General features: G+C 70.2%; 23 protein-coding genes. 15 read left to right on the forward strand and 8 right to left on the reverse strand.

Going from position 1 to position 23,449, the window contains the following annotated elements:
• The first annotated feature begins 3 nt into the window (after positions 1 to 3).
• The 3 genes from pstC (at position 4) to pstB (ending at position 2,911) form a co-directional block, all read left to right on the forward strand.
• A complete protein-coding gene (gene pstC / locus FDO69_RS37360; protein ID WP_104787704.1) occupies positions 4 to 1,005 on the forward strand; it encodes a phosphate ABC transporter permease subunit PstC in 1,002 nt (333 codons plus the stop codon).
• Positions 1,002 to 2,063, forward strand: a complete 1,062-nt coding sequence (gene pstA, locus FDO69_RS37365; protein ID WP_104787707.1) for a phosphate ABC transporter permease PstA — start codon at positions 1,002 to 1,004, stop codon at positions 2,061 to 2,063. Before pstC ends, pstA begins: the two co-directional genes overlap by 4 nt.
• A 71-nt stretch (positions 2,064 to 2,134) precedes the next feature.
• A complete protein-coding gene (gene pstB / locus FDO69_RS37370) occupies positions 2,135 to 2,911 on the forward strand; it encodes a phosphate ABC transporter ATP-binding protein PstB (RefSeq protein ID WP_031105672.1) in 777 nt (258 codons plus the stop codon).
• A 137-nt stretch (positions 2,912 to 3,048) separates the two neighbouring features.
• On the opposite strand, the gene FDO69_RS37375 is transcribed toward pstB, so the two are convergent.
• Positions 3,049 to 4,047 (reverse strand): inorganic phosphate transporter, encoded by a 999-nt coding sequence (locus FDO69_RS37375; RefSeq protein ID WP_104787710.1) that lies wholly within the window; start codon positions 4,045 to 4,047, stop codon positions 3,049 to 3,051.
• Between the two features lie 7 nt (positions 4,048 to 4,054).
• The gene (locus FDO69_RS37380; protein WP_104787713.1) at positions 4,055 to 4,675 is read right to left on the reverse strand and encodes a DUF47 domain-containing protein; all 621 of its coding nucleotides are present in this window, start codon (positions 4,673 to 4,675) and stop codon (positions 4,055 to 4,057) included.
• 204 nt (positions 4,676 to 4,879) lie between these two features.
• Here FDO69_RS37380 and FDO69_RS37385 point away from each other — a divergent pair, with 204 nt between their 5' ends.
• Entirely contained in the window at positions 4,880 to 5,257 is a 378-nt protein-coding gene (locus FDO69_RS37385) for a metal-sensitive transcriptional regulator (RefSeq protein ID WP_104787716.1), read from the forward strand.
• A 12-nt stretch (positions 5,258 to 5,269) separates the two neighbouring features.
• On the opposite strand, the gene FDO69_RS41440 is transcribed toward FDO69_RS37385, so the two are convergent.
• Positions 5,270 to 5,437, reverse strand: coding sequence for a hypothetical protein (locus FDO69_RS41440; RefSeq protein ID WP_167526760.1), 168 nt, complete (start codon positions 5,435 to 5,437; stop codon positions 5,270 to 5,272).
• A gap of 91 nt (positions 5,438 to 5,528) precedes the next feature.
• Positions 5,529 to 6,380 carry an SCO4651 family lipoprotein gene (locus tag FDO69_RS37390; RefSeq protein ID WP_104787719.1) on the reverse strand — a complete coding sequence of 284 codons (852 nt, stop codon included), beginning with the start codon at positions 6,378 to 6,380 and terminating at the stop codon, positions 5,529 to 5,531.
• A 400-nt stretch (positions 6,381 to 6,780) separates the two neighbouring features.
• Here FDO69_RS37390 and FDO69_RS37395 point away from each other — a divergent pair, with 400 nt between their 5' ends.
• Complete coding sequence (locus tag FDO69_RS37395; RefSeq protein WP_104787724.1) at positions 6,781 to 8,340, forward strand: FAD-binding oxidoreductase; 1,560 nt, start codon at positions 6,781 to 6,783, stop codon at positions 8,338 to 8,340.
• A 129-nt stretch (positions 8,341 to 8,469) separates the two neighbouring features.
• Here FDO69_RS37395 and FDO69_RS37400 read toward each other — a convergent pair whose 3' ends face one another.
• The 3 genes from FDO69_RS37400 to FDO69_RS37410 all read right to left on the reverse strand — a co-directional run bounded on the left by FDO69_RS37400 (position 8,470) and on the right by FDO69_RS37410 (position 11,390).
• Entirely contained in the window at positions 8,470 to 9,168 is a 699-nt protein-coding gene (locus FDO69_RS37400; RefSeq protein WP_104787727.1) for a phosphatase PAP2 family protein, read from the reverse strand.
• 246 nt (positions 9,169 to 9,414) lie between these two features.
• Positions 9,415 to 10,422 carry an NlpC/P60 family protein gene (locus FDO69_RS37405; RefSeq protein ID WP_234388271.1) on the reverse strand — a complete coding sequence of 336 codons (1,008 nt, stop codon included), beginning with the start codon at positions 10,420 to 10,422 and terminating at the stop codon, positions 9,415 to 9,417.
• A 221-nt stretch (positions 10,423 to 10,643) separates the two neighbouring features.
• The gene (locus tag FDO69_RS37410; RefSeq protein WP_104787730.1) at positions 10,644 to 11,390 is read right to left on the reverse strand and encodes a trypsin-like serine peptidase; all 747 of its coding nucleotides are present in this window, start codon (positions 11,388 to 11,390) and stop codon (positions 10,644 to 10,646) included.
• A gap of 215 nt (positions 11,391 to 11,605) precedes the next feature.
• On the opposite strand from FDO69_RS37410, the gene FDO69_RS37415 reads away from it, so the two are divergent.
• The 7 genes from FDO69_RS37415 to FDO69_RS41445 all read left to right on the forward strand — a co-directional run bounded on the left by FDO69_RS37415 (position 11,606) and on the right by FDO69_RS41445 (position 20,762).
• Entirely contained in the window at positions 11,606 to 12,895 is a 1,290-nt protein-coding gene (locus FDO69_RS37415; RefSeq protein WP_104787733.1) for a S53 family peptidase, read from the forward strand.
• A gap of 479 nt (positions 12,896 to 13,374) precedes the next feature.
• Complete coding sequence (locus FDO69_RS37420; RefSeq protein ID WP_003991275.1) at positions 13,375 to 13,683, forward strand: hypothetical protein; 309 nt, start codon at positions 13,375 to 13,377, stop codon at positions 13,681 to 13,683.
• 218 nt (positions 13,684 to 13,901) lie between these two features.
• Positions 13,902 to 14,729 (forward strand): DUF8175 domain-containg protein, encoded by an 828-nt coding sequence (locus FDO69_RS37425; RefSeq protein ID WP_104787736.1) that lies wholly within the window; start codon positions 13,902 to 13,904, stop codon positions 14,727 to 14,729.
• Positions 14,719 to 16,065: a hypothetical protein gene (locus FDO69_RS37430; RefSeq protein ID WP_104787739.1), complete on the forward strand. Its 1,347-nt coding sequence runs from the start codon at positions 14,719 to 14,721 to the stop codon at positions 16,063 to 16,065. Before FDO69_RS37425 ends, FDO69_RS37430 begins: the two co-directional genes overlap by 11 nt.
• Entirely contained in the window at positions 16,062 to 17,618 is a 1,557-nt protein-coding gene (locus FDO69_RS37435; RefSeq protein WP_104787742.1) for an SCO6880 family protein, read from the forward strand. The genes FDO69_RS37430 and FDO69_RS37435 overlap by 4 nt, the downstream gene beginning before the upstream one ends.
• A 6-nt stretch (positions 17,619 to 17,624) precedes the next feature.
• On the forward strand, positions 17,625 to 19,031 hold the full coding sequence (locus FDO69_RS37440) for an ATP-binding protein (protein ID WP_104787745.1): 1,407 nt from the start codon (positions 17,625 to 17,627) through the stop codon (positions 19,029 to 19,031).
• A gap of 18 nt (positions 19,032 to 19,049) precedes the next feature.
• Entirely contained in the window at positions 19,050 to 20,762 is a 1,713-nt protein-coding gene (locus FDO69_RS41445; protein WP_170320999.1) for a TraM recognition domain-containing protein, read from the forward strand.
• Positions 20,763 to 20,781: 19 nt separating this feature from the next.
• On the opposite strand, the gene FDO69_RS37455 is transcribed toward FDO69_RS41445, so the two are convergent.
• Positions 20,782 to 21,324 (reverse strand): GNAT family N-acetyltransferase, encoded by a 543-nt coding sequence (locus FDO69_RS37455; protein WP_104787748.1) that lies wholly within the window; start codon positions 21,322 to 21,324, stop codon positions 20,782 to 20,784.
• Between the two features lie 93 nt (positions 21,325 to 21,417).
• On the opposite strand from FDO69_RS37455, the gene FDO69_RS42815 reads away from it, so the two are divergent.
• The 3 genes from FDO69_RS42815 to FDO69_RS37465 form a co-directional block, all read left to right on the forward strand.
• On the forward strand, positions 21,418 to 21,546 hold the full coding sequence (locus FDO69_RS42815; RefSeq protein WP_267896272.1) for a hypothetical protein: 129 nt from the start codon (positions 21,418 to 21,420) through the stop codon (positions 21,544 to 21,546).
• Between the two features lie 23 nt (positions 21,547 to 21,569).
• Positions 21,570 to 22,820 (forward strand): sensor histidine kinase, encoded by a 1,251-nt coding sequence (locus tag FDO69_RS37460; RefSeq protein WP_104787782.1) that lies wholly within the window; start codon positions 21,570 to 21,572, stop codon positions 22,818 to 22,820.
• On the forward strand, positions 22,817 to 23,449 hold a 633-nt coding region (locus tag FDO69_RS37465; RefSeq protein ID WP_104787751.1), incomplete at its 3' end, for a response regulator. The genes FDO69_RS37460 and FDO69_RS37465, both read left to right, overlap by 4 nt.

Genomic DNA, 23,449 nt, shown 5'->3' on the forward strand with positions numbered 1-23,449 from the left:
CCGATGGGCACACCCACACAGATAACCGACGCACCTCCCCCCGCCTCGCAGCCGGCCGTCGACAAGCGCGCCGCGCGCGGGGCCACCCGGCCCGGAGACCGGATCTTCCTCGGTCTCTCCCGCGGTTCGGGCATCCTGCTGCTGGTGGTCATGGCCGCGATCGCGGTCTTCCTCACCTACCGCGCCTCCCTCGCGATCAGCAAGGACCAGGGCAACTTCCTCACGACCTTCCAGTGGGACACCAACCTCGTCCCGCCGAACTTCGGCATCGCCGTCCTGGCCTTCGGCACGGTCGTCTCCTCGATCGTCGCCATGGTCATCGCGGTCCCGGTCGCCGTCGCCATCGCGCTGTTCCTCACGCACTACGCCCCGCGCCGGTTGCGCGGCCCCATCGCGTACGTGATCGACCTGCTCGCCGCCGTGCCGTCCATCGTCTACGGCCTGTGGGGCGCCCTCGTCCTGGTACCGCAGATGACCGGCCTCTTCAGCTGGCTGAACGACTACTTCGGGTGGACCGGCGTCTTCTCGTGGGAGGGCGGCGCCCCCCGCTCGATGCTGACCGTCGGCATCCTGCTCGCGATCATGATCCTGCCGATCATCACCAACGTGAGCCGCGAGGTCTTCCGCCAGGTCCCGCAGATGCACGAGGAGGCGGCCCTGGCGCTCGGCGCCACCCGCTGGGAAGTGATCCGCATGGCGGTCATCCCCTTCGGCCGCTCCGGCGTCATCTCCGCCTCGATGCTCGGCCTCGGCCGCGCCCTCGGCGAGACCATGGCCGTCGCCACCGTGCTGTCCCCGACCTTCGACATCCAGGCCAGCCTGCTGGACCCGGGCGGCGGCACGTTCGCCCAGAACATCGCCAGCAAGTTCGGTGAGGCCACCGAGTTCGGCCGCGACGCGCTGATCGCCTCCGGTCTGGTCCTGTTCGTCATCACCCTGCTGGTCAACGGCGCGGCCCGGGCGATCATCGCCCGCCGCAAGGAGTACTCGGGGGCCAACGCATGAGCACCGCGACCGTCACCCCGAAGGGCCCCAGCACCCTGCGCGGCGCCCGCCTGCCCAAGTGGTCCCCGTACGCCATCGCCGGCGGCTCGATCGCCGTCGCGATCGGCATCGGCCTGGCCGGCGGCCTGCACAGCCGCGTCCAGTGGGGCCTGATCGCCGCGATCCTCTACGTCGTCGGCACGTATGCCATCGCCTCGGCCGTGGAGGGCAAGCGGCAGGCGAAGGACCGCATCGCGACCTCCTTCGTCTGGGTCGCCTTCCTGCTCGCCGTCGTCCCGCTGGCCTCGCTGATCTGGTCGACCGTCGTGCGCGGCGTGAAGGTCCTCGACGTCTACTTCCTGACCCACTCCATGGGCGTCGTCGCCGACACCGAGCCCGGCGGCGGCATCTACCACGCCATCCTCGGCACCCTGGAGCAGGTCGGACTCGCCACGGTGATCGCCGCGCCGATCGGCGTGCTCACCGCGATCTACCTCGTCGAGTACGGCCGGGGCAACCTCTCCAGGGCCATCACGTTCTTCGTCGACGTCATGACCGGCATCCCGTCGATCGTCGCGGGTCTGTTCATCCTCAGCCTCATGCTGATGTTCGACATGGAGCCCTTCGGCTTCGCCGGCTCGCTGGCCCTGGCCATCCTGATGATGCCGGTCGTCGTGCGCTCCACGGAGGAGATGCTCAAGCTCGTCCCGAACGAGCTGCGCGAGGCCTCCCTGGCGCTCGGCGTCCCCAAGTGGCGCACCATCCTGAAGGTGGTCCTGCCGACCTCCATCGGCGGCATCACCACGGGCATCATGCTCTCGATCGCCCGTATCACCGGCGAGACCGCCCCGGTCCTGCTGCTGGTGTGGGGCAACGCGTTCATCAACGCCAACCCCTTCGAGGGGGCGCAGGCCTCGCTGCCGCTGTACATCTACCAGCAGTACGCGAACAGCGCGGGCTCCGGTGCGGCGTACGACCGCGCGTGGGCGGCGTCGCTCACCCTGATCGCCTTCGTGATGCTCCTGAACCTGGTGGCCCGCGGGATCGCCCGCTGGAAGGCCCCGAAGACCGGTCGCTGACGCGACAATCTGCGGCTGCCGCCGCGCGGGGCCACACAGCGACCCCCCAGACTTTTGGAAGTGAAGTAGTCATGGCCAAGCGAATCGACGTAAGCGGACTGACCGCCTACTACGGCTCCCACAAGGCGATCGAGGACATCTCGATGACCGTCGAGCCGCGCTCGGTGACGGCGTTCATCGGCCCCTCCGGCTGCGGTAAGTCCACGTTCCTGCGCACGCTGAACCGCATGCACGAGGTGACCTCGGGCGGCCGCGTCGAGGGCAAGGTGCTCCTCGACGACGAGGACCTCTACGGCACCGGCATCGACCCGGTGTCGGTCCGCCGCGAGGTCGGCATGGTGTTCCAGCGGCCGAACCCGTTCCCCACGATGTCGATCTTCGACAACGTCGCGGCGGGCCTGCGGCTGAACGGCAACTACAAGAAGAGCGAACTGGCGGACATCGTCGAGCGCTCCCTCAAGGGCGCGAACCTCTGGAACGAGGTCAAGGACCGTCTGAACAAGCCCGGCTCGGGCCTCTCCGGCGGCCAGCAGCAGCGTCTGTGCATCGCGCGGGCGATCGCGGTCGAGCCGAACGTCCTGCTCATGGACGAGCCCTGCTCGGCCCTCGACCCGATCTCCACGCTCGCGATCGAGGACCTGATCGGTGAGCTCAAGGAGCGCTTCACGATCGTCATCGTGACGCACAACATGCAGCAGGCGGCCCGCGTCTCCGACCGCACGGCGTTCTTCAACCTCGCGGCGGTCGGCCAGCCCGGCAAGCTCATCGAGATCGACGACACGGAGCGCATCTTCTCCAACCCGTCGGTCCAGGCCACGGAGGACTACATCTCCGGCCGCTTCGGCTGATCCGCCCGCTTCGGCTCATCCGGCTCGTCCGGTCTGCCGAGTCTCCTCGCGGTGCTGCATGGCGGTGCCACCGCGAGGCCGAAAAAGGGCCCGCCCCCGGCTCCCGGGGGCGGGCCCTCTCGTATGCGTCCGGTGCGCTACAGGAACGCCAGATTCACGATCCCGAACGAGGCGGCGGCCACGATCGCCGCGGCCGGCATCGTGATGAACCAGCCGAGGATGATGTTCTTGGCGACGCCCCAGCGCACGGCGTTCACGCGCTTGGTGGCCCCCACGCCCATGATCGCCGAGGTGATGACGTGCGTCGTGGAGATCGGCGCCTTGAACAGGAACGCCGAGGTGAACATGATCGACGCGCCCGTCGCCTCCGCCGCGAAGCCCTGCGGCGGGTCCAGCTCGATGATCTTCCGGCCCAGCGTCCGCATGATCCGCCAGCCGCCGGCGTAGGTGCCCAGCGACAGCATCACCGCGCAGGCGATCTTGACCCACACCGGGATCGGATCGCCGTAGTCCTCGACATCGGCGATGACGAGCGCCATCACCACGATGCCCATGGTCTTCTGCGCGTCCTGCAGACCGTGTCCCAGCGCCATGCCGGCCGCCGAGACGGTCTGCGCTATCCGGAAGCCCCTCTTGGCCTTGTGCGGGTTGGACTTCCGGAAGATCCACATGATCGCGGTCATCACCAGATAACCGGCCAGCAGGCCGACCACCGGGGAGATGAACATGGGGATGACGACCTTCTCCAGCACCCCGCTCCAGTAGACGGTCGTCCCGCCGGCCAGGGCCGCGCCGACCATGCCGCCGAAGAGCGCGTGGGACGAGGAGGACGGGAGCCCGAAGTACCAGGTGATGAGGTTCCAGACGATCGCGCCCACCAGCGCGGCGAAGAGGATGCCCATCCCCTTCGACCCGGTCGGTGTCTGGATCAGGCCCTCACTGACGGTCTTGGCGACCCCGGAGCCCATGAACGCACCGGCGAGGTTCATCACCGCGGCCATGGCCAGCGCGGCCCTCGGCGTCAGCGCCCGCGTCGAGACGGACGTGGCGATCGCGTTCGCCGAATCGTGAAAGCCGTTGGTGTACGTGAAGAAGAGCGCGACGCCGATGGTCACGACCAGAGCAAGGGTGTCCATGAAGGGCTCAGGACTCCTTGACGGCGATGGTCTCCACCGTGTTCGCCACGTGCTCGAAGGCGTCCGCCGCTTCCTCGAGCACATCCACGATCTGCTTGAGCTTGAGCACGTCCATGGCGTCGTACTTGCCGTTGAAGAGGTGCGCCAGCAGCTTGCGGTGGATCTGGTCGGCCTGGTTCTCCAGGCGGTTGACCTCGATCCAGTACTCGGTGAGGTTGTCCATCGTGCGCAGGTGCGGCATCGCCTCGGCCGTCAGTTCGGCAGCGCGCGCCAGTACCTCGATCTGCTGCTCGACGCCCTTGGGCAGTTCCTCGACGTTGTAGAGGACGACCAGGTCGACGGCCTCCTCCATGAAGTCCATGATGTCGTCGAGGGACGAGGCGAGGGAGTAGATGTCCTCGCGGTCGAACGGCGTGATGAACGAGGAGTTCAGCTGGTGGAAGATCGCGTGCGTGGCGTCGTCACCGGCGTGTTCCGCTGCCCGCATACGCTCTGCGATCTCGGCCCGGGCGGATGAGTCCGCCCCGAGCAGTTCCATCAGGAGCTTCGAGCCCGTGACGATGTTGTCCGCGGAGGCGGCGAACATGTCGTAGAAGCTCGTCTCCCTGGGGGTCAGACGAAAGCGCACGTGGGGTCCTCGGGGTGCTTCGGTTTCGGTCAGGCTGATGCTAGGCGCAACATCCGGCCACGGCTATCGGGCCGCCCACCAGTGTCGCCCATCGGGCACAGTGGTGAGCACGGGGGCGGTTCCCAGGGCCGTATACCCCGCAAACTTCGGTACCATATACCCACCAGGGGTATATGTCGGCCCGCTGCCCACCAGGAGGAAGCGATGACGGACGTGACCGACACAACAGATGTCGCACATGTCACCACCGGCACCGCCGGGACCGCCGGTGCGGAAGCGACGACCGATCACGACCACGGTGTGCACGGGTACCACAAACAGAAGGACGAGCACCTCAAACGCCTGCGCCGGATCGAGGGCCAGATCCGCGGCCTGCAGCGCATGGTCGACGAGGACGTCTACTGCATCGACATACTCACGCAGGTCTCCGCCTCCACCAAGGCCCTGCAGTCCTTCGCCCTGCAGCTGCTGGAGGAACACCTGCGGCACTGCGTGGCGGACGCGGCCCTCAAGGGCGGTGACGAGATCGACGCCAAGGTGAAGGAGGCGACCCAGGCGATCGCCCGCATGCTGCGGACGTGAGCCGGGCCCTGTTCAGCCTCTGGAGGAGTCCCGCTCCTCGGCCACTTTCAGCACCTCGTCGATGCTTTCCAGGCTGAGCCGCTCACGGGCGGCCGAGGCCGCGATGATCAGCTCTCCGCACAGCTCGATCTCGGCGAGGGCCACGTGGTCCTGAACTGCCGTACCGCCGACCGGAGCCACGTGCATCACCTCATCTCTGCCGTTGCCGGCTTCCTAGAGTAGGGAGCGGCCTACACACCGCGCATGGCACGGACGGGCTAGTTCACGCCGGTCACTCCTCGGCGATCCGGCCCGCGTAGATGTCGTCGGTCCGGGGCAACCGTACGCGCACCGGGGCCCCGAAATCGTAGAGCAGCGTCGTCGAGGCGACGGCTACGGGGCTCTTCTGCTGCCCGTTGAGGAAGCTGAAACGGTGCCTGACCTTGCGGATGCGTCCCTCGTCGTCGAGATAGGCGTCGAACGGCACCTCGGTGGTGGCGAACCCCTTGGCCGCCGCCTTCAGGGGCTCCTCGTTCCCCTTCGACGCCCGCCGGGCCGCGTCGGCGAGGTCCGCCGTCCCCCGGTAGTGACGCACTCCGGTTCCCGCGACCTCCGTCCTGCCCACATAGGTCGCCGTCCGCGTCCCCAGCAGTACCTCGGCCGCCGTGAACGGGTCGGTGGCCCCACCGGTGACGAGATTGCCGTCGGACAGGGTCCGGGTGTCCACCCGCACCCACTTGTCCGCGGGCACACCGGCGCCCCGGTTCTTCATGAACAGCGCACCCGGTGCGAGCAGTTCGGTGATCGGCCGGCGCTCGGCCACCCCCGCGGGATCCTGCGGCAGCAGCACCTTCAACCGCCCCATCCGCTTGCGGTAGTCGTACACCCCGGCGCCCCGGATGGTCACCCGGGTCCCGCCGGCGGCCATCTCCATCGACGTACGGGCCTTGGAACTCCCCGCGCCGACGAGCCGGTCGGCGGACTGCCTCAGCACGGTGACCGCTTCCCCGCCGCGGGAGTCCCCGGCGGCCGCGTCACCCCCGGAGCACCCCGCGGACCCCAGCCCCGCCCCGGCCAGGACCACGGCGGCGACGACCGTCGCACCCGTCCGCCTGTGCCGCCCTTCCCGCTGCCGCCCAGTCATCGCCTGCCTACCCCCAGCCGGTACCGTCCGTCACGGGCCCCCTCGTCGTTCGGTTAACGACGGGTTTGTGCCCCCGTCACGCGAGCCCGCGCCGACCGCCATACGAACCCTTTACCTGTGCTGGGTAACGTTGTCGGCGTGGCGCAGCAGGACGGGCTGGAACTTCCCCCCAACCTCCCGGAACACCGCACGACGACCATGGACAAGGGCCGTTTCTGCATGGCCCACTGCATCTGTGGGTGGCGTGGCCCGGCACGAAGAGCGAGAAGCCAGGCGCGTACGGACGCGGAGCGGCACGCGACGGGCTGAGACCGTGGCGGACACCTCCCGGCCGGGCCCGGACCATGGAACCCTCACCCCCATCACCCCGTCTCCCAGGACGGAACCACCGGGAGGCCCCATGGAACGGCGCACGATACTCACAGCCGGCACGGCGGCGATCGCCGCGGCCGCGACCCCCTTCACCACCGCCTGCACCCAGTCGGGCAGCCGCTCCGGGGCCACGGCCACGGCCGGCGACGCCGTGCGCACGTCCACCACCTCGAGAACCACCGCCGCCAACTGGTCCGCCCTGGCCCGCGATCTCGAGGGCCCCCTGATACGCCCGGGCGACGCCGACTGGGCCGCGGCCCGGCAGCTCTACAACACACGCTTCGACAACCTGAAGCCCGCCGCGGTCGCGTACGTGTCCCATCCGGACGACATCCGCACCTCGCTGGCCTACGCCCGCGCCCACGCCCTGCGCGTGGCGATCCGCAACGGCGGCCATTCCTACGCCGGCTGGTCCTCCGGCGACGGCCGCCTGATCATCGACGTCTCGAAACTCAACCGCGTACGGGCCTCGGGCACCACCGCCGTGGTCGGCGCCGGCGCCAAACTCATCGACGTCTACCGGGCACTCGCCGCGAAGGGCGTCACCATCCCGGCCGGCTCCTGCCCGACCGTCGGCGTCTCGGGCCTCACCCTCGGCGGCGGCCACGGCGTGGTCTCCCGTGCCTACGGCCTGACCTGCGACAGCCTCACCCGGGCCACCCTGATCACCGCCGACGGCAAGCAGCTCACCGCCGACGCCCGCGAGAACAAGGACCTCTTCTGGGCGCTGCGCGGCGCGGGCAACGGCAACTTCGGCGTGGTCACGGAGCTGCACTTCAAGACCCACCCGGCTCCGCAGGGCGTCTCGGCGTACCTGTCCTGGCCCTGGTCGAAGGCTGCTGCGGTGGTGAAGGCCTGGCAGGAGTGGGGCCCGTCGCAGCCCGACGAGATCTGGTCCTCCCTGCACCTGGCGAACGCCGCGGGCGGCACCCCGACCGTCTCGGTCTCGGCGTTCTCCCTGGGCACCTACGGCGAGCTGAAGAACGCCGTCGACCGCCTGGCCGACCGCGTCGGCGCCCCCGCCCGCAGCGTCTCCCTGAAGCGCCGCTCGTACGAGGAGTCGATGGAGGTGTACGCGGGCTGCTCCTCGTTCCCGACGGACGCGCAGTGCCATCTGCCCGGCTCGACCCCGGGCCGTTCACCGAAGGGCGCGCTCGGCCGCGAGACGTACGCCGCGGCGTCGGACTTCTTCGACCGCTCCCTGTCCACGGCCGGAATCCGCACACTGCTGGCCCAGATCGCCTCGGTACGCGGCGGCACCGGCAGCATCGCCCTCACGGCCCTGGGCGGCGCGGTGAACCGTGTCTCCCCCACCGCCACGGCGTTCGTGCACCGCCGTTCGCGCATGCTGGCCCAGTACATCGGCGCCTGGCGGGCCGGCACGAGCGGTGCGACGGCCCGCGACTGGCTGGCCTCGGCCCACAAGGCCATGCGCCCGCACGCCTCGGGGGCGGCCTACCAGAACTACACGGACCCGACCCTGACCGACTGGCGCAAGGCGTACTACGGAGACGCGGCAACCCGCCTGGCCAAGCTGAAGAAGCAGTACGACCCCGAGCGCTTCTTCACGTATCCCCAGGCGCTGTGAGCGGGTTGGCCGGTCACGCGCCGGCCGGCCCGTGAGCGCGGTCGCGTGCCGACCGCCCATGAGCGAGCCCGGTCGCGTGCCGGCCGGCCCGTGAGCGTTTTGCCCGGTCGCGTGCCGGCCGGCCCTGCCCTACGCGGCGAGGTCCCGCTCCGAGGCCCGCTCGTTGCGCGCCTCGGGGATCACCGTGTCCTTCGCTTCGGCACGCCCTCTGCTGCGCACCAGCCATCCCAGCCGGGGCGAGCGCTCGACGGCCTTCATCAGAGGCGTCAGCAGGGCCATGGCGAGCGGCGACAGCAGCAGCGCCACGGCGGTGCCCAGCGCGAACCCGCCCACGACGTCCGTGGGGTAGTGCACACCCATGTAGACGCGGATGAACCCGCCGAACAGCGCCAGCACGAGCCCGACGAGCCCGAACTTCCGGTTGGCGACGAACAGGCCGACCGCCAGGGCCATGACGATCGTCGCGTGGTCGCTGACGAACGAGTAGTCGGTCTTGCCCTGGACCAGCACGTCGAGACCCTGGTGGTCCAGGAACGGCCGGGGCCGCTCCACGAACCCCCGGATGGGCACGTTGACCAGGACGGCGATGCCGGCGGCCAAGGGCGCCCAGACCAGCGCCGCGACGGTGGACGCCGCGTCCTCGTCGCCACGCCGCCGCACGGACCACCAGCACCACACCACGAGCAGGACGATGGCGAGCAGCAGGCCGTACTCACCTACGTACTCCATGACGCGGTCGAACCACGCCGGTGCGTCCTTGGCCAGGCCATTGATGTCGTACAGCAGGTCGACGTCAGGGTTCGACCCGGAATCGGCGAGTCCAGCCATGGTGCTGCGGCCCCTTCGTCGTCTGTCCCGGCGCACCCGTGCGTGCGCCGCTGCTGCCACCCCCGTGGTTGTAGATCCGCTTCCGCCGCACGCGTGCGTGACGCGTACCGAATGGACGTCTGCTCGGCTACGTCATCAGGAACGCATGGTCCCCGCTGATACGTTCCACACTCCACCGAATGATCACGCAGACGTTATCGAAGAGAGACAAGTCTTCGCAGCTCAGGGGGTGGGTTCACGCACGGTTCACACCGTCGTGGGCAGTGCTTTCGCGCCATCTTCGGTGACACGGGTGGCGCCGAAGTAGTCAGGCGTGTCGATCGGGTCGAACCGGATGACGGCACCGGTCCGGGGCGCGTCGATCATGTACCCGCCTCCGACATAAATGCCGACATGCCGGATGGCGCGGGAATTGGTCAGGTCGTCCGAGAAGAACACCAGGTCGCCGGGGAGCAGTTCGTCCCGCGAGGGGTGCGGGCCGGCGTTGTACTGGTCGTTGGCCACGCGCGGGAGCTTGATGCCCACGGTCTCGTAGGCGGCCTGGGTCAGTCCCGAGCAATCGAAGCGTCCGCCCTGCTCAGCGGTGCCGGTACCGCCCCACAGATAAGGCGTGCCGAGCTTCTTCTGCGCGTACTCGATCGCGGCCGCGGCCTGCTCGGAGGGGTCGACCCGTCCGACCGGCGCGGCGAAGCTCTCCGAGAGCGTCGTGATCCGCTTCACGTAGTTCCGGGTCTCGCTGTACGGCGGCACGCCCCCGTACTTGATCACCGCGTACGCCCCCGCGTTGTAGGCGGCGAGCATGTTCTCGGTCGCATTCCCGCCAACCTTCTTCACGTACGAGGCGAGTTCGCAGTCGTAGGAGGCGGCCGAGGGGATCGCGTCCTTCGGATCCCACACGTCACGGTCGCCGTCGCCGTCGCCGTCGATGCCGTGGCCGGCCCAGGTGCCGGGGATGAACTGCGCTATGCCCTGCGCGGCGGCCTGGCTCTGGGCTCTGGGGTTGAAGCCGCTCTCCTGGTAGAGCTGGGCGGCGAGCAGGGCCGGGCTGATGGCGGGGCAGAGGTTGCCCCACTTCTGCACGAGGGCCGCGTACGCGGCGGGCACCGACCCCTTGGCCAGCGATTTCACCCCGCCGCCCACGCCGTTGACCAGGTTTCCGGCGACGAGATAGACCCCGACGACGAGCAGCATCACGAAGGCCAGGGCGGAGCTGATCGCAACGCTCGCCACGATCCACGCCTTACGCACCGTCAACCGCCCCTCGCCGCCCAGGAGTCCGTTGGCCAGTGTAGAGGCGGCCGGCACGCCCGGGAATGATCACGGGGAGAAGAGTCGGAGCGGACGGGGGAACCGGGCGCGGCACGGGCAGCGCGGCGAGAGCACGACGGCTCCGGCCGGCGCACGGGGTCGCGGCGCGTCACGGGCAGCATGGCGAGAGCACAACGGCTCCGGCCGGCGCACGGGGTCGCGGCGCGTCACGGGTGCCCCGCCACCTGCCGGTACAACCGCCGGGCCTGCGCGCCGAGGACCACGCTGTAGGAGACCCCGGGAGTCGTCCCGCCCTGGTCGTGCCCGCCGAGGACCCCGACGACCTCTCCGTCCCCGTTCACCCAGGGGCTGCCGCTCGTGCCCCCGCTGAAGCCGGGGCACGCGATGCGCTGCTGGGTGCGCCCGAGCGCGGACGGCTTGTCGGTGCATCTGACGGGAGTCTCACGGGCGTCGGGGTACCCGGTGACGGTCACTCCGGTGGCCCCCGTAGCCGTACCGGTCACGAACCGGTTCCCGCCGACGACGTCCTGGACCTCCCTGCCGCCGCGGGGCGCGAGCACGGCGAATCCCACGTCACTGTCCTCGTGCCGTCCCTCCACCCACCCACGGGGCAGGAACCGCCGCTGCACCGTCCACTCCCCGTAGGGCGCACGCCCGCTCCGGTAACCCGGCACGAACACCAGCCCTGCGTCGCCGCCCAGGCAGTGCGCCGCGGTGACGATCAGATCCCGGTGCGGCGCCTCCACCACGGACGCCGTACAGAAGTGCCCTCCCCCTGCGGCACGCAGGAGCACCCCGACCCGGGCGTCGGCCACGGTGACGGTCACACCGAAGGGCCCGGCCCCGTCGTCGGCGGTCGCGGTGGACGCGGTGAGGAGGGCGACGAGGATCACGGCGACGGTCAGGACGCGCTTCACCCGAGCGACTGTGCCCCACGAAGGTGAGAGGAGCATCAGTCAAGCCGCCCCCATCGCACAGCCATCGAGCCGTCAGCGACAGGTAAGCCCCGCACCCTCTTCAGTAAGGCGGAAGTCAGGATTCCGATCACCGTCTTGTTGTCACGTACTCAACAAGCGATCGTCGTCGCGGGTCGCCGCCCCCGCCGGGAAACACACCGGCGGTTCCCCCACCCGCAGGCCTCTGCCCACCACTGCCAGGAGGCTGTACCTTGCGCACGACATCCCCCAACTCCCCCACGTCCCGTCTCAGATGGCACCGCGTGGCGTCCGCCGTCACCGCCACCGCCGCACTCCTCCTCACCGGCCTCACCACCGCCGCCCACGCCCAGGCCGCGGACCCGGGCACCGCCAAGGTCACCTGGACCCGCTCCTGCGCCCTGCCCCGCCACCAGGGCGAGATGGCCTGCAACGCCCTGCGCGTCACCGGCGGCCGCACCGCCTTCCAGCAGCAGCACGGCATCTCCGCCAAAGCGGCCGACGCCTCCTCCCCCTCCGGCTACGGCCCCTCCGACCTGCGCAGCGCCTACGGCCTGACCTCCGCCGCCGCGAGCAACGGCTCCGGCCGGACCATCGCCATCGTCGACGCCTACGACGACCCCAACGCCGAGTCCGACCTCGCCGCCTACCGCTCCCAGTACGGCCTGCCCGCCTGCACCACCGCGAACGGCTGCTTCAAGAAGGTGAGCCAGACCGGCTCCACCACCGCCCTCCCCACCCCCGACAGCGGCTGGGCCGGCGAGATATCCCTCGACCTCGACATGGCGAGCGCCGTCTGCCCGAACTGCCACATCACCCTCGTCGAGGCGAAGTCGGCGTCCATGGCCAACCTCGGCACCGCCGTCAACGAGGCCGTCGCCCTCGGCGCCAAGTACGTCTCCAACAGCTACGGCGGCGGCGAGTCCTCCTCCGACGCCTCCTACGACTCCGCCTACTTCAACCACCCGGGCGTCGCCATCACCGTCAGCGCGGGCGACGCGGGCTACGGCGCCGAGTACCCGGCTGCCTCCAAGTACGTGACGGCCGTCGGCGGCACCAGCCTCTCCCCCTCCTCCACCACCCGCGGCTGGACCGAGAGCGTCTGGCGGACCAGCAGCACCGAAGGCACCGGCTCCGGCTGCTCCGCCTACGACGCCAAGCCCACCTGGCAGACCGACACCGGCTGCGCCAAGCGCATGATCGCCGACGTCTCGGCCGTCGCCGACCCGGCGACCGGCGTCTCGGTCTACGACACCTACGGCGCCGACGGCCAGGGCTGGGCGACCTACGGCGGCACCAGCGCCTCCGCCCCGATCATCGCGAGCGTCTACGCCCTCGCGGGCACCCCGTCCACCGGCTCCTACCCGGCCAAGTTCCCCTACGCGAAGACCACCGCCCTGAACGACGTCACCAGCGGCAGCAACGGCAGCTGCACCACCAGCTACTTCTGCACCGCCCGGACGGGCTACGACGGCCCGACCGGTCTGGGCACCCCGGAGGGACTCGGCGCCTTCACCGGCTGACGCACCTCCCCCCGGTGACAGACCGTCACCGGGGGACGCCGCCCGGCGCCGTGGGGGCCCGGGACGGCGGGGAAACGAAGGGGCCGCGGCATCCCAGCCGCGGCCCCTTCGCCTTGCCAGGTAGCCTTCACCCGGAGAACACCGGCGCGACCACTCACCCGACCAGCCGTCAGAAACGGCCCCCAAAGGTGGGAAAGGCCGCAAGAGGGCACAACGACGGAACCGCACACCAGGTTCCGCTCAGGCCTCATTGCCCGGCGTGACCTGCCGTGATACACAGAGTGACCATACGATCCTTCGTACACCGCCCGTCACCTCCCCTAGGGCCCGGAGCGGAACGGTGGCAAGGTATTCGTACGAAACCCGCCAATCAATGACGCCAAGTCGACATCCGACAGCATCATTGTCGGCGACAATGAGGCCTGACCTCTGCACGACCGCAGAGGGTGCGGAACTACCCAACAGGGGCGGTGACTTACATGCTCTTTGCGGCCGACAAGGGAGACATCAACACCATCATCGGCGGGATCGCTCCGGACTGGGGCCCCTTCGGCAGCCTGGGCAACGAGGCGAAGGTGATGATCGAGGTCGTGATGGCGGTGGCCATCCTGCTCTGCCTCGGCATCGCCATCTGGGGCGCCGCCAAGCAGCGCATCGGAGCCACCGCCCTGCGCGACACCTTCAGCGCGGAGCAGGGCAAGGGCCTCATCATCGCCGGCCTCACAGGAGTCTTCATCATCGGCTCCCTCGGCACTCTCTTCACCATCGTGTACGGCATGGCCGTGTAGCCCGGGCGCACCCGTACCCCCGCCGGGACGCCCGGTTCGCTCCCCCCTCCTCCATCCCACCCGCCCGTCGTGCCCACCGGCTGAGGTTGCGTTTCCCTGATGTCGAGTCACCACACCGCGCCCGCGCGGGAACCAGCACGGCTACCGTCGTACGAGGAGTATGGAAAGTACGACCGGTACGAAGTGTTTCCGCACGACGTCGAGGGGGCGTACGCGGCATGAGTCTCGGTGACGACCACGAGTCCTCCGGTGGCTACGGCGGCACGGGCCAGACCCGCACCCGCCTGCCCGACTCCGGCGACGCCTTCGCCGACCCCCGCCGCCGCTCCTCGTCCCGCAGCCTGGTGACAGTGGTCGGCGTGGTGGTCCTCCTGATCGCAGCAATCGCTTTCGCCAACCGGGGGGACGGTGACTCGCCCTCTTCGACGGACAGTTCCTCGGGCAAGCCGGACTCGACGGCGACGGCCCCCTCCGGCCAGCGCCCCGTCAAGTCCAAGTCCGCCGCCGGCATCCCTTCGGGCTTCGCCCAGGACCAGGAGGGAGCGGAGAGCGCCGCGGCGAACTACGCCGTCGCCCTCGTCTCCGCCGACATCCTCAAGCCGGCGCGGCGGCCCGAGATCGTCCGTCAGGTGTTCGACGCCGACAAGGTCTCCGAGCTGGAGAGAAACCTCGACCAGGTCTACAGCAAGGCGTTCCTGGAGAAGGTGGGTCTCGACGCGAACGGCGAGGCGCCCAAGGGCAGCACCTACGTCTCCCGCACGATGCCGGTCGGCACCAAGGCCACCGACTACTCGGGCAACACCGCCACCGTCGAGGTCTGGTGCACGGGCGTGTTCGGGATGACCGGGGAGAGCTCACAGAACCCCGTCACCAACGACTGGTTCACCATGACCCTCCAGCTGCGCTGGACCGACGGCGACTGGAAGGTCGACAGCTTCTCCCAGAAGGAAGGCCCCGCGCCGGTCAACGGCGACAACAGGGTGTCGACGTCGGACGCCATCTCGAAGGCCGTCGAGGAGTTCGGAGGGTTCACTTATGCCCGGTAGCCCGCGCCGCTCAGTCAAGGTCGCCGCAACCCTCACCGCCGTGCAGACCGCCCTGGTCCTGTTCGCCACCCGGGCGACAGCCGCTCCCACGCCCTCGCCCAGCCCCAGCAACGACAACTGCTCCCTGCTCTCCGGCCGGGCCCTGGAAATCTGCGAAGGCGACACCGGCGACCGCACCGGCAGCGGTACCTCCCGGCTGGACCCCACCTCCACCCTCGACCCGCTCTCCTCCCTCGCCAAGGGCTGTGCCGACGCCGCCTCCTGGACCGTCGACAAGCTCAGCGACGCCGTGAAGGAGACCGCCAACGTCGACTTCACCAACCCCAAGTTCCTCCAGCAGTACGCCGTCGTCTTCGCCGCGTCGACGATCCTCACGCTCCTGCTCTGGCTCCTGGCCGTCGCCAAGCGAGCCGTCCGCGGCGTCCCCCTGACCACCGCCCTGTCCGAAGCCATCGGCTTCCTGTGGCTCACGGTGCTGGCCTCCGCCTTCACCCCCCTCATCCTCTACACCGTCGTCTCCGCCACCGACGGCGTCACCGAGGTCCTCGCCAAAGCCACCGGCGACCAGACCGACGCCTTCTTCGGCACGTTCTCCGAAGCCCTCAAGAAGGGCGAGGACATCGGCGGCGGCCCGATCATGCTGATCGTCGTCTCCCTGGTCAGCATCCTCGCCGCCGGAGTCCTCTGGCTGGAGCTCGTCATCAGGGCCGCGCTCCTCTACGTCGGCGCCCTCCTCGGCACCGTCGTCTACGCCGGCCTCGTCGACAAGAACCTGTGGGGCCACGTCCGCCGCTGGGCCGGCATCATGATCGCGGTCATCCTCATCAAGCCGGTCATCGTCATCGTCCTCGGCCTCGCCGGCGCACTCTCCGCCGACGACGGCCCGAACGCCTTCTCCGCCGTCGTCTCCGGCCTCGCCATCATCCTGCTCGCCATCTTCGCCAGCGCGATGATCTACCGCTTCGTCCCCGGCTTCGGCGACGAGATCGCCGGCTCCCGCAACAACCGCCTCATGCAGGGCGCCGAGAGCAAGGCCGCGGCCGTCATCAGCTCCCCGGCGTCCCTCGTCGCGCAGGGCATCAAGACCCACAGCACCCGCGCCGACAACAACGGCGGAGGCAGCCAGTCCTCCGCACCCCGCCCCAGCAACCCCGCCTCCGGGGGAGTCGCCGCGCACAGCGCGCGCACCTCGAACGGCGGCGGCGGATCTGTCCCCTCCGCCGCACCCGCCCCCCGTTCGAGCAGCCCCGTCAACACTCCCCACGCCAGCAACACCCGCAACACCCGCAACACCCGCAACAGCAGTACCAACCGCACGGGAGGTGAAGGGCGTTGACGACCGAGTCCCACGTGTCCCATCCGGTCACGCCCCGCCGGACATATCTGATCGGCCGCGCCCGGCCGAACGCGATCATCGGCCGCAACCGCGAGACCGGCGAGATCGCCCTGATCGTCGTGGGCGCGTTCCTCGGCATGATGTGCGGGCTCCTCGTCCCGGTCCTGTCGCTGCGCATCGTGCTGCTCGCGGGGTTCCCGATGCTGGCGCTGGCCGCGGTGTACGTGCCGTACAAGCACCGCACCTTCTACAAGTGGTTCGAGATCAACCGCAGCTACAAGCGGACCCTCAAGCAGGGCACCACCTACCGCTCCACGGCCATCGAGGCCGGTACCCGGCTGGACGGCAAGGAGATCGAGGTCGGCCCGCCCCCGGGCATCGGCCGCATCACCTGGCTGGCCGCCCCCTTCGGCCCCGACGAGATCGCCGTGCTCCTGCACGCCGACCGCAAGACCGTCACCGCCGCCATCGAGATCGAGGGCCCCGGCGTCGGCCTGCGTGACAGCGAGGACCAGGAAGCCCTCGTCGACCGCTTCGGCACCCTGCTCAAGCACGTGGCCAACGGCGACGGCTTCGTCACCCGCATCCAGATGCTGGCCCGTACTCTCCCCGCCGACCCGGACGCCCACGCCAAGGACGTCGCCGTCCGCGGCGACGAAAAGGCCCTGCCGTGGCTCCAGGAGTCCTACGACCAGCTCCAGTCCATGGTGTCCACCAGCAGCGAGCAGCACCGCGCCTACCTCGTCGCCTGCATGCACTACACGCGCGAACTCGCCGCCGAGGCCAACGCCATGGCCCGGGCCGCCCGCGCCCACGGCGGCAAGGTCGACCGGGACGCCGGACTCGCCGTCGTCATGGCCCGCGAGCTCACCGACATCTGCTCGCGCCTGCAGGAAGCCGACATCCGCGTCCGCCAGCCCCTCGGTCAGGGACGGCTGTCCTCGCTGATCCACTCCATGTACGACCCGGACCACCCCATCGACCACATCCAGGCGATGACCAAGCGCAACGCCTGGCCGGCCGAACTGGACGCCATGGAGCCCACCTACCTCCAGGCCAAGACCCGCGAGTCCTCCACCCGCGCCCCCTGGTGCCACGCCACGGCCTGGGTGAAGGAGTGGCCGATGACCCCCGTCGGCGTCAACTTCCTCGCCCCGCTGCTCGTCCACACCCCGGACGTCATCCGCACGGTCGCCGTCACCATGGACCTCGAACCCACCGAGGTCGCCATCGAGCGCATGCTCACCGAGAAGACCAACGACGAGGCCGAGGCGTCCCGCGCCGCCAAGATGAACCGCACCGTCGACCCGCGTGACGTCGCCGCGCACTCCCGGCTCGACCAGCGCGGCGAGGACCTCGCCAGCGGCGCCGCCGGCGTCAACCTCGTCGGCTACATCACCGTCAGCTCCCGCTCCCCCGACGCCCTCGCCCGCGACAAGCGGACGATCAGGGCCTCGGCAGGAAAGTCGTACCTCAAGCTGGAATGGTGCGACCGCGAGCACCACCGCGCCTTCGTGAACACCCTTCCCTTCGCCACCGGCATTCGGAGGTAGGACCTGATGCGGGATCCGCTGTCCGTCCTCACCGACGCCTTCACCTCCTTCCTCTTCGGGAAGGTCGAGACGACCAGGCTCCCGGTGCGCACGTCCACGGGCCAGGCCCAGGCGGTCTACCTCCCGACCGCCGCCCCCGGCCTCGGCGACTCCGGCGTCATCATCGGCCGCGAGGTGTACTCCGGAAAGGGCTACATCTACGACCCCTTCCAGCTCTACGGCCAACAGCTGCCCGCCCCGCACTGGCTGGTCCTCGGCGAGTCCGGCAACGGCAAGTCGGCGCTGGAGAAGACGTACGTGCTGCGCCAGCTCCGCTTCCGCGACCGCCAGGTCGTCGTCCTGGACGCCCAGGGCGAGGACGGCGTCGGCGAGTGGAACCTCATCGCGCAGGAGCTGGGGATAACCCCCATCCGTCTGGACCCGACGGCCGCCCTGGACATGGGGATCCGCCTCAACCCGCTCGACCCCGCGATCACCACCACCGGCCAGCTCGCGCTGCTCCGGACGATCATCGAGGTCGCGATGGGGCACGGCCTCGACGAACGCTCCGGCTTCGCCCTCAAGGTCGCCCACGCCTACGTCAACGAGACCATCGTCGACCGCCAGCCGGTCCTGACCGACATCGTCGAGCAGCTGCGCCACCCCGAACCCGAGTCGGCCGAGGCGATGAACGTCGCCATAGACGACGTACGGGCCTGGGGCCTCGACGTCGCCCTGGTCCTGGACCGTCTGGTCGACGGTGACCTGCGCGGCATGTTCGACGGCCCCACCACGGTCGGCATCGACCTCGACGCCCCGCTCATCGTCTTCGACCTGTCCCACATCGACCGCAACTCCATCGCCATGCCCATCCTCATGGCGATCGTCGGCGTGTGGCTGGAGCACACCTGGATCCGCCCCGACCGGAAGAAGCGCATCTTCCTGGTCGAGGAGGCCTGGCACATCATCAACAGCCCCTTCGTCGCCCAGCTGTTCCAGCGCCTGCTGAAGTTCGGCCGACGCCTGGGCCTGTCCTTCGTGGCGGTCGTCCACCACCTGTCCGACGTCGTGGACGGAGCCGCCGCCAAGGAAGCGGCGGCGATCCTGAAGATGGCCTCCACCAGGACGATCTACGCCCAGAAGGCGGACGAGGCGAGGGCGACGGGACGCGTGCTCGGGCTGCCCAGGTGGGCGGTCGAGATCATCCCGACCCTCACCCCCGGCATCGCCGTCTGGGACGTCAACGGCAACGTCCAGGTCGTCAAACACCTGATCACCGAGACCGAACGCCCCCTGGTCTTCACCGACCGCGCGATGACCGAGTCCTCCCGCGACCTCACGGACGCCCTGCACGCCGCCGAACTCGAGGCGGAGGAACGGGCCGCGGCCTTCGTGGAGCACCACCTGGGCGACTCCGAATCAACGGTGGCATAGGCAGCAGGGGAGGACCGCGTGAGACCGGACGACCGCCACCCCCAGCGGGACGGCCAGGGAGGCATCCCCGACGGCCTGCTGATCGGCATACTCGCGTTCCTCCTCGGCATGACCCTGCTGGTCTGGACGGCCACCGGCCTCGCCGCCTGGTTCGCCCACGGCTCCTGGCCGTCCGGCGTCACCTTCGCCCGCACGCCCCTGGCCATGCGCGACCTCGTCGCCAGGCCCCACGACATCCCCGGCGCCTGGCCCGGCACACCCCCCGGCGAACTCTCCGGCTACGGCCTGTTCTGGGGGCTGCTCATCGGCCAGCTGATGATCCTGGTCGTCCTGACCGTGTTCGTGATGGGCACACTGGCCCGGTGGCGGGCGGTGCGGGCGAGGCGCCGGGAGGAAAGGGCGACAGCGGCGAAGGGGCCGGCGACGTCCGGTACCCCGGATCGGGGAGCCACCCCGTACGAGACACACGAACCCGTACAGCACGAGGTCCCGGCCCCGGCGCAGCACCATGGCCCCACGCCGACGCGACACGAGGTCCCGACCCCCGGGCAGCACCACGCATCCCCCTCGACACAACACGAGGTCCCGGCCCCGGGACAGCACCACGCATCCCCCGCGACGCAGCACGAGGTCCCGACCCCTCGCCGCTCACCCTCCGACCCCGCGAGCCCTCTGGACTTTACGGCGAGCCCCCTGGACTCCACGGCGAGCCGCCCGGATGCCCTGGCGAGCCCGGCCGGCTCCTCCCAGGCGGCAATCGTCCCCGCGACCCCGGCATCTCTGTTCGGGCAGGAACGGGTGGGCGGGTGGGAAAGAATCCTCGTAGCCCCGAGGGAAACCCGCCAAGTCACCGCGGCCCAGGCCGTACGCGACGCGGAAGGCCCCGCCCTCATCGTCACGTCGAACCCCACCCTCTGGCAGGAAACCAAAGACGCCAGAGCCAAACTGGGCCCCACCCACCTCTACGACCCCACCCACCTCTGCGACACCCCGTCCCGCCTCCACTGGTCACCCACCACCGGCTGCGAGGACAAGGCAACGGCAGCCGCACGCGCCACCGCCCTCCTCACCCCCGTCCGCCCCACGGCCAAACTCGACCAGGCCCTCAGTGACACGGCCACCACCCTCCTGCGGAGCTACCTGCACGCCGCAGCGATCGACGGCCGCACCATCCGCCACGTCCACCGCTGGTCCCAGGGCACCCAGATCCAGGACGCCGTACGCATCCTCCGCACCAACCCCAAGGCGGCCCCCGGCTCCGCGGGCGAACTCGAAGGCGCCCTCACGGCCCACCCCGAACGCCGGGACATGGCCCAGCAACTGACGACCCGTGCCCTCGCCGCCCTCTCCACGGTCAACATCCGCGAAGCCTGCACTCCGAACCGAACTGATGCCCTCGCCTTGGATTCCTTCGTCCACGAAGGGGGCACGCTTTATGTGGTGGGGGAATCCATCGAGGACCCCAGGACGAACCCGGGCGCGATGCCCTTCCTGACGGCCCTCGTCTCGAGCGTGGTCGAGCGCGGCCGGCACATGGCCGAACGGTCATCGGCCGGTCGCCTCGACCCACCAATGACGCTCGTCCTGGACGACGTCGCGGCCGTGGCCCCGCTTCCCCAGCTTCCGGAGCTGCTGGCCACCGGAGCGGACCGGGGCATGCCGACCCTGGCCCTGCTCCGGTCCCGCGAACAGGGCCGCGCCCGCTGGCCGCACGACGAACTGCCGGTCTGAGCCCCCACTCCGAACAGGCTCACTCCCGCTCGAGCACGAACTCCAACTCCCGCTCCCCCGCGTCCCCGAGCGGCACGATCACTCCACTCGGCAGGAACCCCACCCGCCGGTAGAACCGCTGCGCCCGTCCGTTCTCCTCGTGCACGATGAGCCGCACCCGCTCGAGCCCCTGAGCCCACGACCACTCCAGCGCCGCGTCGAACAGCACCTCGGTCAGTCCGCTCCCGCGCTCCTCCGGCCGCACGAACACGCCGACCACATGCCCCTGCTTCCGCTCCACCGGAAACCCGGCCCAGTCGGTCGTCCCTGGTTCCTCCACGAACACGGTCAGCGTCCCCACCCACCGCCCGTCCGGCCCCTCGGCGATGATCTGCTGCGTCCTGTCCGCCCCCTCGCAGGCCCCCGCCGTCCGCTCCTGCCAGAAGGAGTCGGGCCGGGCTGCGGCCTCCTCGTACGTCTCAAGGAACGCCAGGTGCGCCACCGGGTCCCGCAGCGCCGCCAGCCGCAGCTCCTTCGCCGCAGGCCACTCATCAGCACGCACGGACCGGATCACATAGCTCATGCGAGCCACGGTAGTACCCGGGTACGACGCCCCTCACCCCGATTACCCCACCGGTCCGACGCCCGCCGCCCCCGCCCGCACGAGCATCGAAGCATGCTGACGGCACACGAACGCACAAACGCTACGGCGACCGGACGGTCGTCCGCCCTCCTGGCCATGGCCCTGGGGACGGCGGCCGTCCTCACGCTCGCCTCGGCGGTCCTGCGCCGCCGAGACGTGTGACGCCCGGCACCGCAACCCTCACGATGGACCCCGTGACGGAAAACCGGGCGCCGGAGCCCCTCACCGAGTACGCCCACCGCCTCACCCGCAGGGTGCGCGCCTTCGACCGACGCCACCCGCTGCTGTGGGACCTGCACTTCACCGCTTTCTGGGTGACAGCCGCCCTGATCGACTACGCCGGCGGCGGCTGGCGCCACAACGCCCACAGCCTCGACGTCCCCGGCTGGCTGCTCCTGACCATGAGCCTCGGCCTCTCGGTCCCCCTCGTCCGGCGCCGTACCCACCCCGGGGCCGCCCTGGCCGTCATGGTCCCCTTCGCCGTCGCCAACGCCTGGACGGGCGCGGCCCTCCAGGCGGCTCTGCTCCAGCTGGTCCTCGTCTACCATCTCGCCCTGCGCCGCCCTTTGCGCGACTTGTGGTGGGCGACGGCCCTGGTGCTCGCCCCGGTCCTGCTGTCGGCCGCCCGCCACGGGGAGGGGACCTGGGACCAGCAGATCGGCTCCCACCTGTTGTCCGTCACGGTGGCCGTCCTCATCGGCGTCACGGTCCGCACCCGCCGCGGCTACACGGAGGCGCTGGAGGACCGGGCCCGCCGCCTGGAGACGGAACGCGACCAGCAGGCACAGCTCGCCACCGCCGCCGAACGTGCCCGCATCGCCCGCGAGATGCACGACATCATCGGCCACAACCTCTCCGTCATCACCGGCCTCGCCGACGGGGGCCGGTACGCGGCCGCCAAGTCCCCCGAACGCGCCGCCCAGGCCCTGGACGCCATCGCCGGCACCAGCCGTCAGGCCCTCACCGAACTCCGGCGCCTCCTCGACGTCCTGCGCGAGGAGGAGAAGCAACAGGCCGAGCTGACCCCCCAGCCCGGTCTCACCGACCTCGACGGGCTCCTCGACGGCGTCCGCTCCACGGGCCTCCCCGTCAGCACCACCACCCACGGGGTCCCCGACCTCCCGCCGGGCCGCCAGCTCACCGTCTACCGCGTCATCCAGGAAGCCCTCACCAACACCCTCAAGCACGGCGGCCCCGACGCCACCGCCGCGATAGAGCTCTCCTACGAGTTGAAGGCCTCCGTCACCGTAACGATCACGGACACGGGCCACGGCCACCCCGCCGACGGTCCCGGCCGCGACCGTGGGGGCCGGGGACTTCCCGGAATGCGCGAGCGAACGGCCCTGTACGGCGGCACACTTGAGGCCGGCCCGCGCCCCCACCCCGAGCAGGGCTGGCGTGTCCGCCTGCATCTCCCGGAGGAATCCCCGCAGTGACCACGGTTCTGATCGCCGACGACCAGCCCCTTCAGCGTTTCGGCTCCCGCATGCTGCTGGAGAGCCAGGACGACATGACGGTCGTGGGCGAGGCACCGAACGGCAGCGAGGCGGTCCGCCTGGCGGCCGAGCTCCGCCCCGATGTCGTCCTCATGGACATTCGCATGCCCGGCCTCGACGGCATCGAGGCGACCCGCCGCATCACCGCCGCCGGCGACCGCACCCGCATCCTGATCGTCACCACCTTCGACCTGGACGAGTACGCCTACGCCGGCCTCCGCGCAGGCGCCTCCGGCTTCCTCGTCAAGGACGCCCAGCCCGAGGAGCTCCTCGCCGGCATCCGCGCGGTGGCCACCGGCGACGCGGTCGTCGCTCCCAGCCTGACCCGCCGCCTCCTTGACGCCTACGTCCACCACCTCCCGGCCGGCCCCGGCACGGAGGCCGGTACACAGGAGGACGCCCGCCTCGCGTCCCTCACCGACCGGGAACGCGAAATCCTCACGGTCATCGGCCAGGGCTGGACGAACACGGAGATAGCCACGCGTCTTCATCTCGCCGAGTCGACGGTGAAGACCCATGTGGGCCGCATTCTCGCGAAGACCGGTTCCCGTGACCGCATTCAGGCAGTC

The sequence above is a fragment of the Streptomyces tibetensis genome (genome assembly GCF_007655005.1).
Lineage (GTDB): Bacteria > Actinomycetota > Actinomycetes > Streptomycetales > Streptomycetaceae > Streptomyces > Streptomyces tibetensis.

Bases quoted from the DNA above. Each gene is read 5' to 3' on its own strand.
- pstC (WP_104787704.1), top strand. From the start codon at position 4: ATGGGCACACCCACACAGATAACCGACGCACCTCCCCCCGCCTCGCAG.
- pstA (WP_104787707.1), top strand. From the start codon at position 1,002: ATGAGCACCGCGACCGTCACCCCGAAGGGCCCCAGCACCCTGCGCGGC.
- pstB (WP_031105672.1), top strand. From the start codon at position 2,135: ATGGCCAAGCGAATCGACGTAAGCGGACTGACCGCCTACTACGGCTCC.
- FDO69_RS37375 (WP_104787710.1), bottom strand. From the start codon at position 4,047: ATGGACACCCTTGCTCTGGTCGTGACCATCGGCGTCGCGCTCTTCTTC.
- FDO69_RS37385 (WP_104787716.1), top strand. From the start codon at position 4,880: ATGACGGACGTGACCGACACAACAGATGTCGCACATGTCACCACCGGC.
- FDO69_RS37390 (WP_104787719.1), bottom strand. From the start codon at position 6,380: ATGACTGGGCGGCAGCGGGAAGGGCGGCACAGGCGGACGGGTGCGACG.
- FDO69_RS37395 (WP_104787724.1), top strand. From the start codon at position 6,781: ATGGAACGGCGCACGATACTCACAGCCGGCACGGCGGCGATCGCCGCG.
- FDO69_RS37400 (WP_104787727.1), bottom strand. From the start codon at position 9,168: ATGGCTGGACTCGCCGATTCCGGGTCGAACCCTGACGTCGACCTGCTG.
- FDO69_RS37410 (WP_104787730.1), bottom strand. From the start codon at position 11,390: ATGCTCCTCTCACCTTCGTGGGGCACAGTCGCTCGGGTGAAGCGCGTC.
- FDO69_RS37420 (WP_003991275.1), top strand. From the start codon at position 13,375: ATGCTCTTTGCGGCCGACAAGGGAGACATCAACACCATCATCGGCGGG.
- FDO69_RS37425 (WP_104787736.1), top strand. From the start codon at position 13,902: ATGAGTCTCGGTGACGACCACGAGTCCTCCGGTGGCTACGGCGGCACG.
- FDO69_RS37430 (WP_104787739.1), top strand. From the start codon at position 14,719: ATGCCCGGTAGCCCGCGCCGCTCAGTCAAGGTCGCCGCAACCCTCACC.
- FDO69_RS37440 (WP_104787745.1), top strand. From the start codon at position 17,625: ATGCGGGATCCGCTGTCCGTCCTCACCGACGCCTTCACCTCCTTCCTC.
- FDO69_RS37455 (WP_104787748.1), bottom strand. From the start codon at position 21,324: ATGAGCTATGTGATCCGGTCCGTGCGTGCTGATGAGTGGCCTGCGGCG.
- FDO69_RS42815 (WP_267896272.1), top strand. From the start codon at position 21,418: ATGCTGACGGCACACGAACGCACAAACGCTACGGCGACCGGACGGTCG.
- FDO69_RS37460 (WP_104787782.1), top strand. From the start codon at position 21,570: ATGGACCCCGTGACGGAAAACCGGGCGCCGGAGCCCCTCACCGAGTAC.